This is a genomic window from Arachidicoccus terrestris (assembly GCF_020042345.1).
Taxonomy (GTDB): Bacteria; Bacteroidota; Bacteroidia; order Chitinophagales; family Chitinophagaceae; genus Arachidicoccus; species Arachidicoccus terrestris.
On sequence record NZ_CP083387.1, the window covers coordinates 2,681,624 to 2,696,643 of the forward strand.

A 15,020-nucleotide genomic window follows, 5' to 3' on the forward strand; every position below is an offset into this window, starting at 1 on the left:
TTTTTATACAGAAATCAAATATGAGGATGAAAAAATTATCTGTCATAGCACTTATTTTGATTAGCGGGGCAACCTTGGTAAGTTGTGGTAATGAGGTAAGACGCGATCCGGGTCATGTTTATATGCCGGATATGTTCTACAGCCGGGCCTATGAAACATATGCCCAGAGGGATTCTGCCCAGTTTACAACTGATAAGGCAGAAGCAGGGCGTAAAATATTCTACAATAACCAGCCTGTAGCCGGTACCATTGCAGCAGGAGAGGATTTGCCTTTCCCTCTGGCAAAAGATGCTGCCGGTGATACGACGAATTACGTGGCTTCAAAAGCACTGGTTAATCCTGAAGGTCCTTTGACTGCTGAACAGACAACAGAGATTCACCGTTTGTATCTGATTAACTGTGGTATCTGTCATGGTGCTAAAATGGATGGCAACGGTCCGCTGTATAATGACGGTAATGGTCCATTTGCCGCGGCTCCTAAGAACCTACTTGGTGATCCGATCGTTATGAATATGCCTGAAGGCCAGATGTTCTATTCTATTGAATACGGTAAGGGGATGATGGGGAGCTATGCTTCTCAGTTGAGTCGCAAGCAACGTTGGCAGCTGGTACATTATATTAAAGCCCGGCAACACCAGGCCAAAGGCATACCGGTGGATCCGGCAGATGTAGCAGATACAACAGCTTTGGCAGCTAATTAATAAAAGGAGTGATAGTAGATAAAGGTTCATTAAAATAAAGCTTAGCTTTAAATAATATAGTTAAACATTATATACGATATAAGATGGCATCAATAAAAACACAATTTGTAATTCCAGCTAAGATGAAGACTTGGTCCTATGGACTGATGGGCGTGGGAATTGTTGCTTTTCTGATTGGTTTTTTTACCATGGGAATGAGCAGTGACCCACACAAAAGTGCGACCTTCTGGGGTACTATTATGTACAATGCGGTATTTTTCCTTTTGATTACCAATATCGCCATGTTCTTTATCTGTGCCCTGACACTGGGAATGTCTGCCTGGCAGATTGCCTTCAGCAGAGTATCGGAAGCCATTTCTGCTGCTATGCCTGTGTTCGGGTTGATTGCCGGAGTTTTGCTGATCGGTTTAGTGGTGACTAAATCTCATATTTATCACTGGACAGATGTGGATGCTGTTAAGCATGACGCTATTTTGACGCATAAACACGGATTCCTGAATGCGCCTTTCTACATTCTCTGGACAGTGGCCTCTATCGGCCTTTGGGCTTTACTGGGAGCCAGAATGCGTAAGATGACCGCCGAAGCTGATACGCACTACCTCGGTGCACAGGAAGGGCAGCGTTTTATCTGGCGCAAGACGGTTAATGCCGGACTGTTTTTGGCGTGGTTCGCCGTAACTGCCGGATGTGTAACGCCTTGGATGTGGCTGATGAGCCTGGATCCGCATTGGTACTCTACAATGTATAGCTGGTATATTTTTGCGAGTAGCTTTGTAGGTGGTTTAGCCTTGATTACCTTATTTGTTATATATCTTAAAAATAAGGGTTATCTGGAATTGACCAATCAGGAACACCTGCATGATTTGGGTAAATTCCTGTTTGCCTTTTCTATTTTCTGGACCTATATCTGGTTCGCACAGTATATGCTGATATGGTATGCGAACATTCCTGAAGAGACAATTTATTTTAAAACACGTATTCAGGGCGAGTTTAAGGGTGTCTTTTTCCTGAATTTAGTTATTAACTTTGTATGTCCGATTTTGATTCTGATGTCCAGACCTGCAAAACGTAACTATACAATGATGACCTTTATGGCAGTGTTGTTACTTTTTGGCCATTGGCTGGATTTCTACCAGATTATTATGGGTAGTATTTCTGTACATCACATCACACTGGGATGGTTGGATTTTGGCATCGCCGCGCTTTTTGTTGGTATATTGATCTATACAGTTGGTAAGGCACTTACGAAACGGCCGTTGGTACCGAAATACCATCCGTTCCTGAAAGAAAGTATCATTCACCATACCTAAAACCTTATAATAGCAAGCACGTCAAAATCTGATTTAGAAAAATATTTTAAGCAATATACATTATGTCAATGTTTTTTACCGTCGCCGCCTTCTTCTTGATTGTGATAGTGATCTTCCAGATCGCTAAAGCGAGTGAGTACGTTTCCGTGCTGAAAGGCGAAGAGCAATCCTTTAAACAAAGCAACAAGGTCAATGGTGCGTTGATGATCGTATTCCTGGTCTTGGGGTTGATCGGTGTTTACTGGTGCAATAAATTACTTTACCCCAGAACCACTTTTGTAGAAGGGTCTGCCAGTATCGAGGGAGAGCAGGTGGATAAACTGTTTTGGATCACCTTGATTTTGACCGGTATTGTATTTGTCGTCACGCAGATCCTGCTTTTCTGGTTCGCATTTCGTTATCAATACAAAGAGAACAAAAAAGCCTACTATTTTCCGCATAATAACACGATGGAAATTATCTGGACCTCTGTTCCTACCATTGTGCTGCTGATCCTGATCGTATACGGCCTGCGCAGCTGGTTCTTATTTACGGGAGATGCGCCGAAGAATGCCATGCAGATAGAAGTAACAGGACATCAGTTTGGATGGGATTTTAGATATCCGGGTGAAGATGGCGTTTTTGGAAAGAAATACTTCAGGGATATAGACCCTGCGAATTCAAATACACTAGGTCTGATCTGGAAGGATAATCCGGCATTGAAACAGAAGGCAGATCCGGCTACTTTTGATGATATCGTTATTCCGGGCACCATGTATCTGGTAAAAGGTAAACCGGTAGAATTACTGATCAATTCCCAGGATGTGATTCATGACGTAGGCCTGCCACAGTTCAGAATGAAAATGGATGCTGTTCCTGGTACGCCTACACGCCTTTGGTTCACACCGAAGTATACGACAGAGGAGATGAAGAAAATCACCGGCAATCCGAATTATACCTATGAGTTGGCTTGTGACCAGCTTTGCGGGAATGGTCACTATTCTATGCGTGCAGTGATCCAGGTGGTTACTCAGCAGGAATATGATGTAATAATGGCCAAGCAGAAGCCGGCTTATTTACGTGCTTTCCCCGAAAAGGACCCTGCCAATCAGGCGCCGGCCGGGGGGGCAGCAGATTCTACGGCGGCACCGGCAGCTGCAACTGCAGTGGTTAAGGCGGCAAGGGACACCGCTGCATTGGTGCTCAACAAATAGACAGGAACTAGAATTGATATATAAGATATTATTTTTAAAGATACAATCATGAACAACGAAGCTGTAATACAGGCGGGAGCTGCCGCTCTTCATGTGGCAGGTGACCATGGAGAGGCGCATCACCATAAGCAATCTTTTATTACAAAATATATTTTCAGCCAGGACCATAAGACGATTGGTAAACAGTTTTTGATTACCGGTATTATTTGGGCAATCATTGGCGGTTTAATGTCAGTTTTATTCAGACTGCAGTTGGGGTATCCGGACAGTTCATTTCCTTGGCTGGAGACAGTTATCGGTCATTGGGCTAAAGACGGCCGTATTACACCTGAAGCGTATTATTCTTTGACAACGATTCACGGTACGGTGATGATCTTCTTCGTATTAACCGGGGGACTTTCCGGAACCTTTGCGAATTTTCTCATTCCCCTACAGATCGGGGCAAGAGACATGGCATCGCCATTAATGAACATGCTGAGTTATTGGTTTTTCTTTACCGCCAGTGTGATCATGCTTTGCTCTTTCTTTGTTGAAACAGGTCCATTTGCCGGGGGCTGGACGGCCTATCCTCCTTTAAGCGCCTTAGGCGACGCCTCGCCGGGATCGAAAACGGGGATGGATCTTTGGTTGGCGTCGCTGATTCTGTTTGTTGTATCGCAGTTACTAGCGGGCCTGAATTATATCTCTACCGTATTGAATATGCGCACGAAAGGCATGAGTATGATGCGTATGCCGTTAAGTACCTGGGGTGTATTCCTGCAGGCTGTGTTAGGTGTACTTTCTTTCCCCGTTTTGTTCTCTGGTTTTATCCTGTTGATTTTCGACCGCCACTTCGGCACCAGTTTTTATCTGTCTGATATCTATATTCAGGGCGTAGGTGCCTTGTCCCATGAAGGTGGTAATGCAATTCTTTATCAACATTTGTTCTGGTTCTTAGGACATCCGGAAGTATATATTGTTATCCTGCCGGCAATGGGTATCGTTTCTGAGGTGATGTCTACCAGTGGCCGTAAACCGATCTTCGGATACTCTGCCATGGTCATGTCCATGTTTGCCATTGTTATTCTGGCTTTCCTGGTATGGGCACACCATATGTTCGTAACGGGTTTGAATCCGTTCCTGGGATCGATATTCGTATTACTGACCCTGTTGATTGCGGTACCTTCGGCAATCAAGGTCTTCAACTGGTTGACAACGCTTTGGCGTGGTAATCTGCGCTTTACACCAGGTATGCTCTTTGCGATCGGTTTTGTCAGCGTATTTATCTCCGGTGGTCTGACGGGTATCTATACCGGTAACTCTGCTATCGATATCCATATCCATGATACATATTTTATTATTGCGCATTTCCATCTGGTAATGGGTGTTGCGGCTTTCTTCGGAATGTTCTGTGGTGTATATCACTGGTTCCCTAAGATGTTTGGCCGTCATATGAATAACACTTTAGGTTATGTACACTTTTGGATTACGCTTGTTGGTGCTTATCTGATCTTCTGGCCTATGCACTATGAAGGTCTTGCCGGTATGCCCAGAAGGTATTATGATTATAGTGGCTGGGAAAGCTTCAAGCAATTTGTTGAGTTGAACAGGTTTATCAGTGTCTGTGTTATTATCACTTTTGCTGCTCAGTTCCTCTTCCTGTTTAATTTCTTCCACTCTATTTTCAAGGGTAGAAAGTTGACCGTGAAGAACCCGTGGAAGTCTACCGCATTGGAATGGACAACGCCGATCAATGTGGGTCATGGTAACTGGCCCGGAGAAATTCCGGAAGTGCATCGCTGGCCATACGATTATAGCAAAGATGGTCATGACTTTATTCCGCAGACAGTTCCGGTAGGAGAAGAAGATAATCCGGCATATATGGATGAAGAGATGATCGAAGAAGCAAAGCTGAAAGGCGAACAGGTATAAATGCCTGTTGGAGGTCAAAAGAAAATGAATAATAACATGGAGGGCCCGTGCAGAGGAACTCCAGGTAAAAAATAAGATTTTTGAAACAGGAAAGTTCGAATGTAAATACGAATGTGACTCCCGGTAGGTTGTCAGTCTTGATTAGAGACTATATGACGCTTACTAAATTCACATTGAGTTTTACAGTGGTTTTTTCCTGTGTGGTCAGTTATCTGTTGTCACCGAATACATTAGTATCCAATGTGGCAAAGATAATAGAGCTCTTTGTAGCGGGGTTGCTCGTAACGGGCGCCGCCAATGCCATCAATCAGGCCGTTGAAAAAGATACGGATGCCCTGATGAAGCGCACCGCCAACCGGCCGGTGGCAGCCGGCAGGATCAGTCAGCAAAATGCCTTGATCTTCGCTTATGTCTCCGGAATATTAGGCGTAGCCATGATGTGGTATTGTTTTAATGCACAATCCGCCTTGCTTTCTGCCTTCAGCATGTTTTTGTATGCTTATATCTATACACCGCTGAAGAAGAAAAACTCCATTGCGGTCCTGGTAGGAGCGTTTCCGGGCGCTTTTCCTTGCCTGATTGGATGGGTAGCCGGTTTTGTAGCAGGCGGTGATAACAGTTGGTACGGCGGTCTGGTGTTGTTTTTGATACAATTCCTGTGGCAGTTTCCTCATTTTTGGGCAATTGCCTGGGTGGCACACGGTGATTACACTAAGGCCGGATTTAAATTATTGCCTTCTGACAAAGGACCTACTAAAAGTACCGCTATGAAAGCTGTGGTCTATGCGGCCTTGATGGTTCCGGTTGGAATGCTGGCTTTTATTCCCCTGGGCGGCGGACACCCGTTAAATGATGCCGGAACGTTGGCAGGGAAGATCAGTTTTTTGATCGTACTACTCTGTAATTTGTTTATGGTCGTCCAGTGTGTGCGACTATATGTGAATATGGATGTAAAATCTGCCAGAAGGGTAATGTTTAGTAGTTATATTTATTTGCCGGTGGTGTTGTTGGCATTACTCTCGGCAGTAAGCAAAAATTTTTAAATGACAACTGTGGGTATTTCTGAAAATAAAGGCAGGTTGCATCCACATAAGTTTTTACTGTGGGTCGGGATGGCAAGCATTGTCATGATGTTTGCAGGTCTGACAAGTGCTTACGTTGTAAAGAGGACTTTTAGCAACTGGATGGAATTCGGGCTGCCTTCTGTCTTCTGGATTTCTACGGTCGTGATACTGGTGAGTTCTCTGACGATGCATCTGGCTTTAAAGAACTTTAAAGCGCATGAGCGGAAAAAATATAAGACCCTGATTACAGTCACGGCGGTACTCGGGTTACTTTTTGCAATTTTGCAATTGTATGGGTTTACCCAGCTCCATGAAAGAGGCATTCAGATCTTTGGTATCGGCAGTAACGCTTCCGCTTCGTTTTTGGGGATCATTGTCGGGCTACATGCGCTGCATGTTATCGGTGGCATTATTGCATTATTGATCATCTTTTTCAGGGCCTATGGCACGAAGGTGAAGCGTTATGATAAAACGCCCATTGAGATCGTAGCGATCTACTGGCACTTTGTTGATATATTATGGATCTATCTGTTTTTATTCTTTAGTTTTACTTAAACAGTTAGATAGATTAAAAGATAAATTAAGAAGTATTAAAAAATAAAATAAATCATTTTTATTCTTTATTATGGCACATACAGCAGCAATACATACTGAGAAGCCGAGCAAATGGAGCGGTGGCAGCAGTCCCTTTAAAGTGGAATACGGCAAATTGATGATGTGGTTCTTTTTGCTGAGCGACTCCTTTACTTTTGGCGGTTTACTGATTTCTTATGGAACGACCAGATTCGCCACTATTGGCTGGCCTGACCCGAACGTTGCGTTTAGTAAGTTTCCGGGATACGGCGGTACTGCGCCCCTGGCATTCGTGAGTCTTATGACTTTTATCCTGATCATCAGCTCAGTTACCATGGTACTTGCTGTGCAGGCGGGTAAGGAAATGAACAAAAGGGATGTTGTCAAGTATCTCATCCTGACAATTGTGGGTGGATTTATATTTTTGGGCTGCCAGGCCTGGGAATGGACACATTTATATCATGAAGGTGCCTGGTGGGGCGCGAATCCATTTGCGAACTCTAATGGAACCCAGTCTACACAGAACTTCACCAATTTCTTCTTCACGATTACCGGATTCCATGGTTTTCATGTATTCTCCGGGGTATGTATTAACATCATTATGCTGATCATGACCCTGTGCAATAAGTTTGAACAGCGTGGACACTACCTGATGATCGAGAAGGCCGGCCTGTACTGGCACTTTGTAGATCTGGTCTGGGTGTTTGTATTTACCTGTTTTTATCTGGTTTAATTCAATTGATTAATTTGCTACAAATTCATTATACATGTCAAATTTAGAACAATTAGAGAGCGGCGGACACACACATGCACATGCGTTTGATTCCAAGAAAGTGAAAAGAGAGATCTGGAGGATTACCTTATATCTTTCTATACTGACTGTTGTTGAGCTTTTGCTTGGGTTTTTAATGATGCCCTGGCCGGAAGAAAGCCTCAAAAGACATTTGGTAAAAGGTGTCGTAATGGCATTGATGTTGTGGAAAGCTTTTTATATCATTGGCTATTTTATGCACTTGCGTCATGAAGTTCGTAACATGATTATGGTGATCGCTATTCCGTCTTTATTATTTATCTGGTTTATCGGCGCCTTCCTGGGAGATGGTCAGTCTTATAAGGATTTAAGAGCCAGAATGGATCCATATCACGTGGAACGTGCCCAGTTGCCCATGGAATTTCCGGAAGAAGGCCATCATGAAGGTCATGAGACCCCTGCGGTGCATCATATGGAAGCCCCTGCCGCTACAGCAGATTCTGCTAAGGGTACGCATTAAGTAGGACTTCTTCATCAAGACAATATTCGTAAAAACCATCTGTTACGCATAGCAGATGGTTTTTATGTTCTATACCTCATAAAAGGCTTTTTCACCAATATTTTGTCTTTTTTAAACATTAAATGACAGACCTTTGCTCCGTTCCGGTTTTAATAGACCGTTCTATTTAAGTACATCAACTGTAAGCGATGAGTAAAAAAGCACTTCTGGGTATTGTTATTGCCCTTATTATTCCACTTACCGGTTATTTTATCCTAAAGGTCGCCAGTAATAAGACTATCCACATGCCTAAACACTATATTTTAGATAGTGTAGTCACGCATGAAGTCAATGGCAAAATGGAAAGGGACAGTATCTGGCATACTGTTCAAAATATCAAACTGGTGAATCAATTAGGCGATACAGTTCATTTATATGATTTAAGAGGTAAGGTGATCGTAGCGGACTTCTTTTTTACAAGCTGCGGTTCGATTTGCCCTTATTTGACCAGGAATATGGTCCGATTACAGCGTTCTTTTGAAAAGGGCGGAGATTCCAGAGGAGATCTTTTGGGTGTTAACAATGTACAGTTCCTATCTTTCTCCATTGATCCATTGAGAGACTCCGTGCGTAAATTGAAAGCTTACGCAGACCAATATGGAGTGAATCACGATAACTGGTGGTTCCTTACGGGTAACCGGGATTCTATCTATGATTTTATTTTTCACCAGCTTAAAGTCGACAAATATGATAATGAAACGCCGATAGATCCCAATTTTGCCCATACAGGCCGCTTTGTTTTGCTTGACCGGGATTTTGGCATTCGCGGATATTATAACGGATTAGATACGTTGGGAGACCTGCCCAGGCTGGCTGAAGATATTGGCAAGCTAATGGTAGAAAAAGATACCAAGCATCCCTCTCCTTTACCGTTCGATCCAACAGAAATGGCCATTATATTTTTTATTGCGATTGTATTAGTGGTTTTTATTTTCTATGGCATCCTCAAGAAGAAGAAAACCCCCGCATCCAACGGCTAGTGACCGTATCATACACGTAAAACGTTTTCTGACCCCTAAATCCTGTTATTCATGAACCAGCATCAGTTAGGCGCCACTATTCAAAAAAATGATAAGAAAGCCAGACGTTACATTGGCATCTTTTCTATTATCGTTTTTCTGGTGATCGTGGCACTGGGTAAGTATAAATTGACAGATGTGGATCTGGGTTTTAATCCGCACGTATTTGGGTTGATCAGTGCAGTAATAAATACTGTTGTCACATTTGTATTGATCGCCGCCCTGATTGCAGTCAAGTCCGGACATTATTTATTGCATAAGCGGTTAATGGTGACAGCGCTTATTTTGTCGGTATTATTCTTATGTGCCTACATCTGCCACAATTTGTTTGCAGGGGAAACCAGATTTGGAGGAACAGGACTGATCAGAACGGTTTATTTAACGCTGTTGGCAACGCATATCGTTTTAGCTGCCGTTATGTTGCCGATTATTCTTTTTACAGCTTATAGAGGCCTCACGGGAGAATGGATGAAACATAAGAAGATTGCCCGCATTACCTGGCCACTGTGGCTCTATATAGCCATCAGCGGTCCGGTTATCTATTGGATGATCCGCCCATATTATTCCTGACGACTGCCTTTGGCGAGCTCGATCATAATGGATAGCTCGTCGGCCAGGTTCTGGCTGTTACCGTCAAAACCAACGGCTTTGAACCTGATCCTTCCTTCTTTATCCAAGACAAATTTAGTGGGGATACCCGTAACTTCATAGGCGCTTATGGTTTCATACTGTTGCTTATTTTCAGCTTTGGGATTGTCTAATACGACATGGAAAGTATATTGGTTGTCGGCCATGAGTTTTTTAATCTCAGCTTTTCTTTCCTCCAGGGTCGGTTGACGTTCCCAGGTGTCGATGAATAAAAAGACTACATCAGGGTCGTCTTTATATTTATCCAGGGCCAATTGCATTCCGGGGAAGGACATTTTACACGGTCCGCACCAGGTCGCCCAAAAGTCAATGATCACTACTTTACCTTTTAAGGAGTCCAAGGCTACAGTTTTACCGTCCATATCTTTTAAATTAAAGCTATGACCAGGCATGTCGAGCATTGATTTTTTTATCTCGCCTCGTTTTTTTTCTAAGGCGACCGCCTCAAGCTTATCGTAATAGGCGGTAAAGCCACTGTCGGTATTGTTCACTTGCCGATAGGCTTCCGCCAACAGTTTTTTCATGTCCGCATTCCCGTGGCCGGCTTTTATCATCCCTGCCGCTTTGTCAAGCGCTGTTTCATCATCCTGATTGGCCAGTAGATATTGAACATACCTACCATTAATATCCGCGTCCGTATTCAATCCCTGGACGACTTTCTGCTGAATATCTAATGCGTCTTTTACTTTTCCCTGTTGAAAAAGCAAATAACCGTAGGTGTCGGCCACCATGCTATAATTGGACTGGCAGATTTTTTCCCAATCGGACTTGGTATAATAGGTCGGGCGGTCGTCTTCCATTTTAAGCGCCGCATCTACCGATTTTTTTGCCAGGATAACACCCAGGTCCAGGCTATCCTTGCTTTGCGCCTCAGCAATAGGCCAGGCCGCGGAATTGTATAAAGAAGAACGCATACTGTTGATTTGTACCTTGTCGGCATACTGCTGAAACTTATCTGCATCTTTTTCATCCCAGTATTTTTTAGCAACGATATAGTATACTTGTTGCGGGTTGAGGATGTCTTCCTGTTTGAGCTCCTTATACTTTTGCAGCAGGGCCTGGTAGGCGGCAATTATGGAATCAGCGCTTCTTTTCTTAAAGATTCCGCCCGCCTCATCTCTGGCTGCCACTAATCCGTGTGGATATAAGGCAAGCAGACTATCCTTATAATGGTGGATATTTTCCCGGTCAAAATTGGAGAGTAAGGTGTAAATTTTTATAAGAGAATCTTCTGGCGCTTTACGGGCGATCATCTGCTCCCAGTTACTTTTAAGCCCGCCTAAAACAGTCACTCTATTGCTACTATACAGACCAGCCGTCAAATAGGCCTCCTTATAAACATCTTTTTGATCCGGATGTTGGGCAAATTCTTTTTCATAGAGCGTGACCGCTGTATCGTAATTTCTGTTAATGCCAAACAGGCCGGCCATATTGCCAAAAAAGGTTGCCTCAGAAGCGTAGGTGCCGAGGCTGGGCTGATTTTCTGTGTAGACATTATAGATATAGCCGTTACCATTATTCTTGTCTATGGTTTCTGCGTCTTTAAAAACCAGGGCAAAAGCCTGCGCGGAATCCGGCAGGGTAAAGCTCCCGATCAGCTTCTCACCCATGGGCGCATGGCTAAGCTCCATCGCATAGATCCTGCTTTCCACACTGTAATAGAGAATGCTTTTCAGATCAGGGCTTTTTGAAAGCGGCCCTGTATACTGAAAGCCGATTCTGCGGTGCACTTTCGGGTAGTTCATGGAAAGTTCCAGGTGGCCACTATCTTGCGCCAATGCTGTAAGGGGAAGCAGGAAAAAAAGACCTGCAATAGCCCACAATAGTTTCAACTTCTGCATATTACCGAATTAAGAGTTTTAGTTATAACATCATCCGCGCTACATAGCAATTACATCGCAAGTAGGTATAAGCAAGTTAAGTAATTAACGGGGCTTTATGAAAAAATATTCCGGCGAAATCGGGCTTTCTGTTAGCTGGCTATTTTTATTTGACCGATGTTTCAACAGAAACAGAGCCTTTATAGTTTTTAAAAAGGCTGTGCCATTGTAGTTTAAGTACACCCATAATGCCTTCTTTAATAATGCCTTTACTCATTTTACTGGCGCCAAAAGTCCTGTCTTTAAAGGTAATAGGAACTTCTATTATTTTGAAGCCCAATTTCCAGGACGCAAACTTCATTTCTACCTGGAAGGCATATCCAACAAATTTGATAGCATCGAAATTTATTGAGGAAAGCACTTCATTTCGATAGCAGACAAAACCGGCAGTCGGATCACCTACCGGCATCCAAGTAATGATCCTGGTGTATAAGGCGCCTCCTTTAGAGTATATTCTGCGGTCCAATGGCCAATTCTGAATGGCACCCCCTTTGACATAACGACTGCCAATGGCGACATCCGCTCCTCCTGTTTTACAGGCCAGATATAACCTTTCAAGATCATCAGGGTTATGGGAAAAATCGGCATCCATTTCAAAGACAAACTGATATTCCCGTTGGATAGCCCATTTAAATCCATGGATATAAGCCGTCCCGAGACCTAGTTTGCCGCTACGTTCCTCTAAAAAGAGCTGCTCAGGATAGTTTTGCATTAATTCTTTGACAATCAAAGCTGTTCCATCCGGAGATCCATCATCTATAACGAGTATGTGGTAGTTCAGGTTGAGTGAAAATACATAACGGACAATCGCTGCTATATTCTCCTTTTCATTATATGTGGGTATGATAACAAGTTTCTCCAAAAAAACGGTAATTTAAGGCTCAAAATAAGGATTAAAAATATATCTCCGAGGCTTTTTATGTTAAAGACGATTTATTTTTTATTGGGAAATACTTGTTGAAATATCTCTGAGATAACCTGTTTGGTATGCAATGGGAAGTCTCCGCGCATCATCCAGTCATAATATTGCGGTTCTTCCTTAAATATAATATGGGCAGCTTTTCCTTTATATTTTCCAAAATTAAAGATAATTTCTTCGCCTTTAAAGACAAACCGGCGTGCCATGTCGACAATTTTGTCCTCGCCGGTAAATTGCAAAATGCTGTTCATGGTGTGGCCAATGGCCGGATATTTATCGATCTGAGCCTGTAATACCTCCCAGGTAGCTTCCACGTCAGCTGTAGCTGTATGAGCATCTTCCAGGGATTTTTGACAGTAAAACTGATAAGCAGCGCTAAGTGTCCGGGGCTCCATTTTATGATAGATTTTCTGGACATCTAACAGTCTTCGGTTAGACATCGAAAAAGGAACACCTGCCCTCAAGAATTCTTCTACCAATAAGGGGACATCGAACCGGTTAGAATTATAGCCTCCCAGATCGCAGTTCTCCAAAAAAACGGCCACTTCAGTAGCGATATCCTTAAAGCTCGGAGCATCCCTGACCATTTCGTCTGTAATACCATGGATGTCGGAAGATTCTTTCGGAATAGAGATCCCAGGATGTACCAGCCTGCGAAAACGTGCTTTTTCCCCATCCGGATTAATCCGTATGATCGCCAGTTCGACGATCCTGTCGGTAGCGGGGTTAATGCCTGTGGACTCAATGTCAAAAAATGCCAGCGGCTGGGTGAGTTCTATATTCATGCCTTAAGTATTGGATTAGATTAATATCAGGGGTGAAAGATAACACGTTTTTAAATAGGTGCGACTTGTTTGATTTATGTTTTAAACTACTATTGAATCAATTTTGCTGTTTGATGGCCTTTCCAATCCAGTTTTGAAGGTCCAGACCATCATAGTTACCACTGCTCATGAGTAGTATATTGACGTTGTTCAAAGGAGTAGACCTTAATATGCTTTCCAGCGAGTCTTTATCGTGGACGACTTTTAATCCGGGTTTAGCAAAGCCTTTTTCTACAGCACTCGGTGGTAATGGGGCCATTTTTTTCATTTCCAATGCATGAGGGGTGTAAAAAACGATAGCCTCGTCGGCAGGGTCCATGGCTCCATTGTATTGATCCATAAATGCAGTGTTCAGGCTGCTGTAGGTATGTAACTCCAGTACAGCCACCAGTTTTCTTCCCGGAAATTGTTGTTTTACGGCTTCGATAGTTGCTTTTACCTTGCTGGGGGCATGTGCAAAGTCCCTGAAAATACTAATGTTTTGATCCGGGTTCTGAAAAAGCAGTTCCAATCTTTTGGCTGCCCCGCTGAATCCGGCGGCAGCCTGCAGTATTTGCCCGGCTGTCAACCCAAGGGCTCTGCAAACCAAAAATGCGGCGTGCAGGTTGAGCAGGTTATGATCTCCGAAAACCTGCAATGCAGTTTTAACACCTTCCAATTCCACATAGGTAGTGCCGTTTCGAATCTCATGGTCAGGAATATTATATGCAGTGAACCGGATATCTGTTCTGTTTTCTTTTTCCACCAATTCTTTCAGTACCGGGTCAGACGCGTTATAGATTAATATGCCGCCGGGTTCAATGCGTTGGATGAAAATCCGAAACTGCTCCAGATAGAAGTCAAAGGTGGGAAATACGTTAATATGATCCCAGGCAATACCCGTAATTACCGCGATATGCGGATAGAGAAAGTGGAACTTAGGGACAGGCTTTAAGGCGCTGGCCGGGTATTCATCCGCTTCTGCTACGAGAATGGGAGCATCTGTTATCTGTACACTCTGATCAAATCCCTGTAATCTGGCGCCCACCAGGTAGCCAAATGCTTTTTTCGCCTGTGAGAGAATATGCATAACCATCGCTGTTGTCGATGTTTTTCCGTGACTTCCTCCGATAGCCACACGCGTCTTTTTTTTGCTTTCCTGATAGATATACTCAGGGAAGGAATAAATGGTTAACCCCAGCTGCTGAGCTTTTACCAGTTCAGGGTTGTCCTTCCGGGCATGCATTCCCACTATCACGGCATCCAGCTCAGGAAGGATGTTAGCCGTATCCCATCCCATTTTAGCAGGCAGCAAGCCTACAGTTGCTAATACAGATTTGGCCGGATCAAAAATCTCATCATCAGAGCCGGTGATCTGATATCCTTTTTTCTGAAGGGCGATGGCCAGCTGATGCATCACACTTCCTCCTATAGATATAAAATGAATCCTCATGCTATTGAAATTGTTTTCAAAGGTCATTAAAAATTAAATCTGATAGATAAAAATAAGCAAAATATTAATCAAGGAGGTGCCCCTGTGTCCGGTATGACTGGTAATCTGTTTGAATCGGGCTTGCCGGAGAGATGAAAGTAGCCCGTTACTTGATATTCGGGAAGTTTTGCCAACTCATGAGGAATTCCGGATAACAGCAGCGGTGACGCTTTCTGGTACTTTTGCTTTATAAACTT

The 15,020-nt window shown here is 43.4% G+C and carries 14 protein-coding genes; 10 read left to right on the top strand and 4 right to left on the bottom strand.

All coding sequences use genetic code 11. The features are described 5' to 3' along the window. Positions 1–26 precede the first annotated feature (26 nt). The 10 genes from K9M52_RS10395 (at position 27) to K9M52_RS10440 (ending at position 9,651) form a co-directional block, all read left to right on the top strand. A complete protein-coding gene (locus K9M52_RS10395; RefSeq protein WP_224068363.1) occupies positions 27–701 on the top strand; it encodes a c-type cytochrome in 675 nt (224 codons plus the stop codon). 83 nt (positions 702–784) lie between these two features. Further along, positions 785–2,011: a quinol:cytochrome C oxidoreductase gene (locus K9M52_RS10400; protein ID WP_224068364.1), complete on the top strand. Its 1,227-nt coding sequence runs from the start codon at positions 785–787 to the stop codon at positions 2,009–2,011. Positions 2,012–2,073: 62 nt separating this feature from the next. Further along, entirely contained in the window at positions 2,074–3,204 is a 1,131-nt protein-coding gene (locus tag K9M52_RS10405; protein ID WP_224068365.1) for a cytochrome c oxidase subunit II, read from the top strand. A 48-nt stretch (positions 3,205–3,252) separates the two neighbouring features. Continuing rightward, positions 3,253–5,115 carry a cytochrome c oxidase subunit I gene (locus tag K9M52_RS10410; RefSeq protein WP_224068366.1) on the top strand — a complete coding sequence of 621 codons (1,863 nt, stop codon included), beginning with the start codon at positions 3,253–3,255 and terminating at the stop codon, positions 5,113–5,115. A gap of 80 nt (positions 5,116–5,195) precedes the next feature. Beyond that, positions 5,196–6,158, top strand: a complete 963-nt coding sequence (gene cyoE, locus K9M52_RS10415) for a heme o synthase (RefSeq protein ID WP_224068367.1) — start codon at positions 5,196–5,198, stop codon at positions 6,156–6,158. Next, entirely contained in the window at positions 6,159–6,734 is a 576-nt protein-coding gene (locus tag K9M52_RS10420; protein ID WP_224068368.1) for a cytochrome c oxidase subunit 3, read from the top strand. Positions 6,735–6,804: 70 nt separating this feature from the next. After that, positions 6,805–7,485, top strand: a complete 681-nt coding sequence (locus K9M52_RS10425) for a cytochrome c oxidase subunit 3 (RefSeq protein WP_224068369.1) — start codon at positions 6,805–6,807, stop codon at positions 7,483–7,485. A gap of 34 nt (positions 7,486–7,519) precedes the next feature. Continuing rightward, positions 7,520–8,023: a cytochrome C oxidase subunit IV family protein gene (locus K9M52_RS10430; RefSeq protein WP_224068370.1), complete on the top strand. Its 504-nt coding sequence runs from the start codon at positions 7,520–7,522 to the stop codon at positions 8,021–8,023. A 188-nt stretch (positions 8,024–8,211) separates the two neighbouring features. After that, positions 8,212–9,042 (top strand): SCO family protein, encoded by an 831-nt coding sequence (locus K9M52_RS10435; RefSeq protein WP_224068371.1) that lies wholly within the window; start codon positions 8,212–8,214, stop codon positions 9,040–9,042. 51 nt (positions 9,043–9,093) lie between these two features. Then, a complete protein-coding gene (locus tag K9M52_RS10440; RefSeq protein WP_224068372.1) occupies positions 9,094–9,651 on the top strand; it encodes a DUF420 domain-containing protein in 558 nt (185 codons plus the stop codon). Here K9M52_RS10440 and K9M52_RS10445 read toward each other — a convergent pair. The 4 genes from K9M52_RS10445 to K9M52_RS10460 form a co-directional block, all read right to left on the bottom strand. Further along, positions 9,642–11,570, bottom strand: coding sequence for a TlpA family protein disulfide reductase (locus K9M52_RS10445; RefSeq protein WP_224068373.1), 1,929 nt, complete (start codon positions 11,568–11,570; stop codon positions 9,642–9,644). The genes K9M52_RS10440 and K9M52_RS10445 overlap by 10 nt on opposite strands. Before the next feature lie 145 nt (positions 11,571–11,715). After that, positions 11,716–12,471 carry a polyprenol monophosphomannose synthase gene (locus K9M52_RS10450; RefSeq protein ID WP_224068374.1) on the bottom strand — a complete coding sequence of 252 codons (756 nt, stop codon included), beginning with the start codon at positions 12,469–12,471 and terminating at the stop codon, positions 11,716–11,718. A gap of 71 nt (positions 12,472–12,542) precedes the next feature. Next, entirely contained in the window at positions 12,543–13,313 is a 771-nt protein-coding gene (locus K9M52_RS10455; protein WP_224068375.1) for a 3'-5' exonuclease, read from the bottom strand. Positions 13,314–13,410: 97 nt separating this feature from the next. Further along, positions 13,411–14,784 (bottom strand): UDP-N-acetylmuramate--L-alanine ligase, encoded by a 1,374-nt coding sequence (locus tag K9M52_RS10460; protein ID WP_224068376.1) that lies wholly within the window; start codon positions 14,782–14,784, stop codon positions 13,411–13,413. Positions 14,785–15,020 lie beyond the last annotated feature (236 nt).

Excerpts from the sequence above, each read along its gene's own strand:
- K9M52_RS10435 (WP_224068371.1), top strand. The coding sequence starts at position 8,212 with ATGAGTAAAAAAGCACTTCTGGGTATTGTTATTGCCCTTATTATTCCA.
- K9M52_RS10400 (WP_224068364.1), top strand. The coding sequence starts at position 785 with ATGGCATCAATAAAAACACAATTTGTAATTCCAGCTAAGATGAAGACT.
- K9M52_RS10445 (WP_224068373.1), bottom strand. The coding sequence starts at position 11,570 with ATGCAGAAGTTGAAACTATTGTGGGCTATTGCAGGTCTTTTTTTCCTG.
- K9M52_RS10405 (WP_224068365.1), top strand. The coding sequence starts at position 2,074 with ATGTCAATGTTTTTTACCGTCGCCGCCTTCTTCTTGATTGTGATAGTG.
- K9M52_RS10455 (WP_224068375.1), bottom strand. The coding sequence starts at position 13,313 with ATGAATATAGAACTCACCCAGCCGCTGGCATTTTTTGACATTGAGTCC.
- K9M52_RS10460 (WP_224068376.1), bottom strand. The coding sequence starts at position 14,784 with ATGAGGATTCATTTTATATCTATAGGAGGAAGTGTGATGCATCAGCTG.
- K9M52_RS10410 (WP_224068366.1), top strand. The coding sequence starts at position 3,253 with ATGAACAACGAAGCTGTAATACAGGCGGGAGCTGCCGCTCTTCATGTG.
- K9M52_RS10420 (WP_224068368.1), top strand. The coding sequence starts at position 6,159 with ATGACAACTGTGGGTATTTCTGAAAATAAAGGCAGGTTGCATCCACAT.
- K9M52_RS10425 (WP_224068369.1), top strand. The coding sequence starts at position 6,805 with ATGGCACATACAGCAGCAATACATACTGAGAAGCCGAGCAAATGGAGC.
- K9M52_RS10440 (WP_224068372.1), top strand. The coding sequence starts at position 9,094 with ATGAACCAGCATCAGTTAGGCGCCACTATTCAAAAAAATGATAAGAAA.
- K9M52_RS10430 (WP_224068370.1), top strand. The coding sequence starts at position 7,520 with ATGTCAAATTTAGAACAATTAGAGAGCGGCGGACACACACATGCACAT.
- K9M52_RS10395 (WP_224068363.1), top strand. The coding sequence starts at position 27 with ATGAAAAAATTATCTGTCATAGCACTTATTTTGATTAGCGGGGCAACC.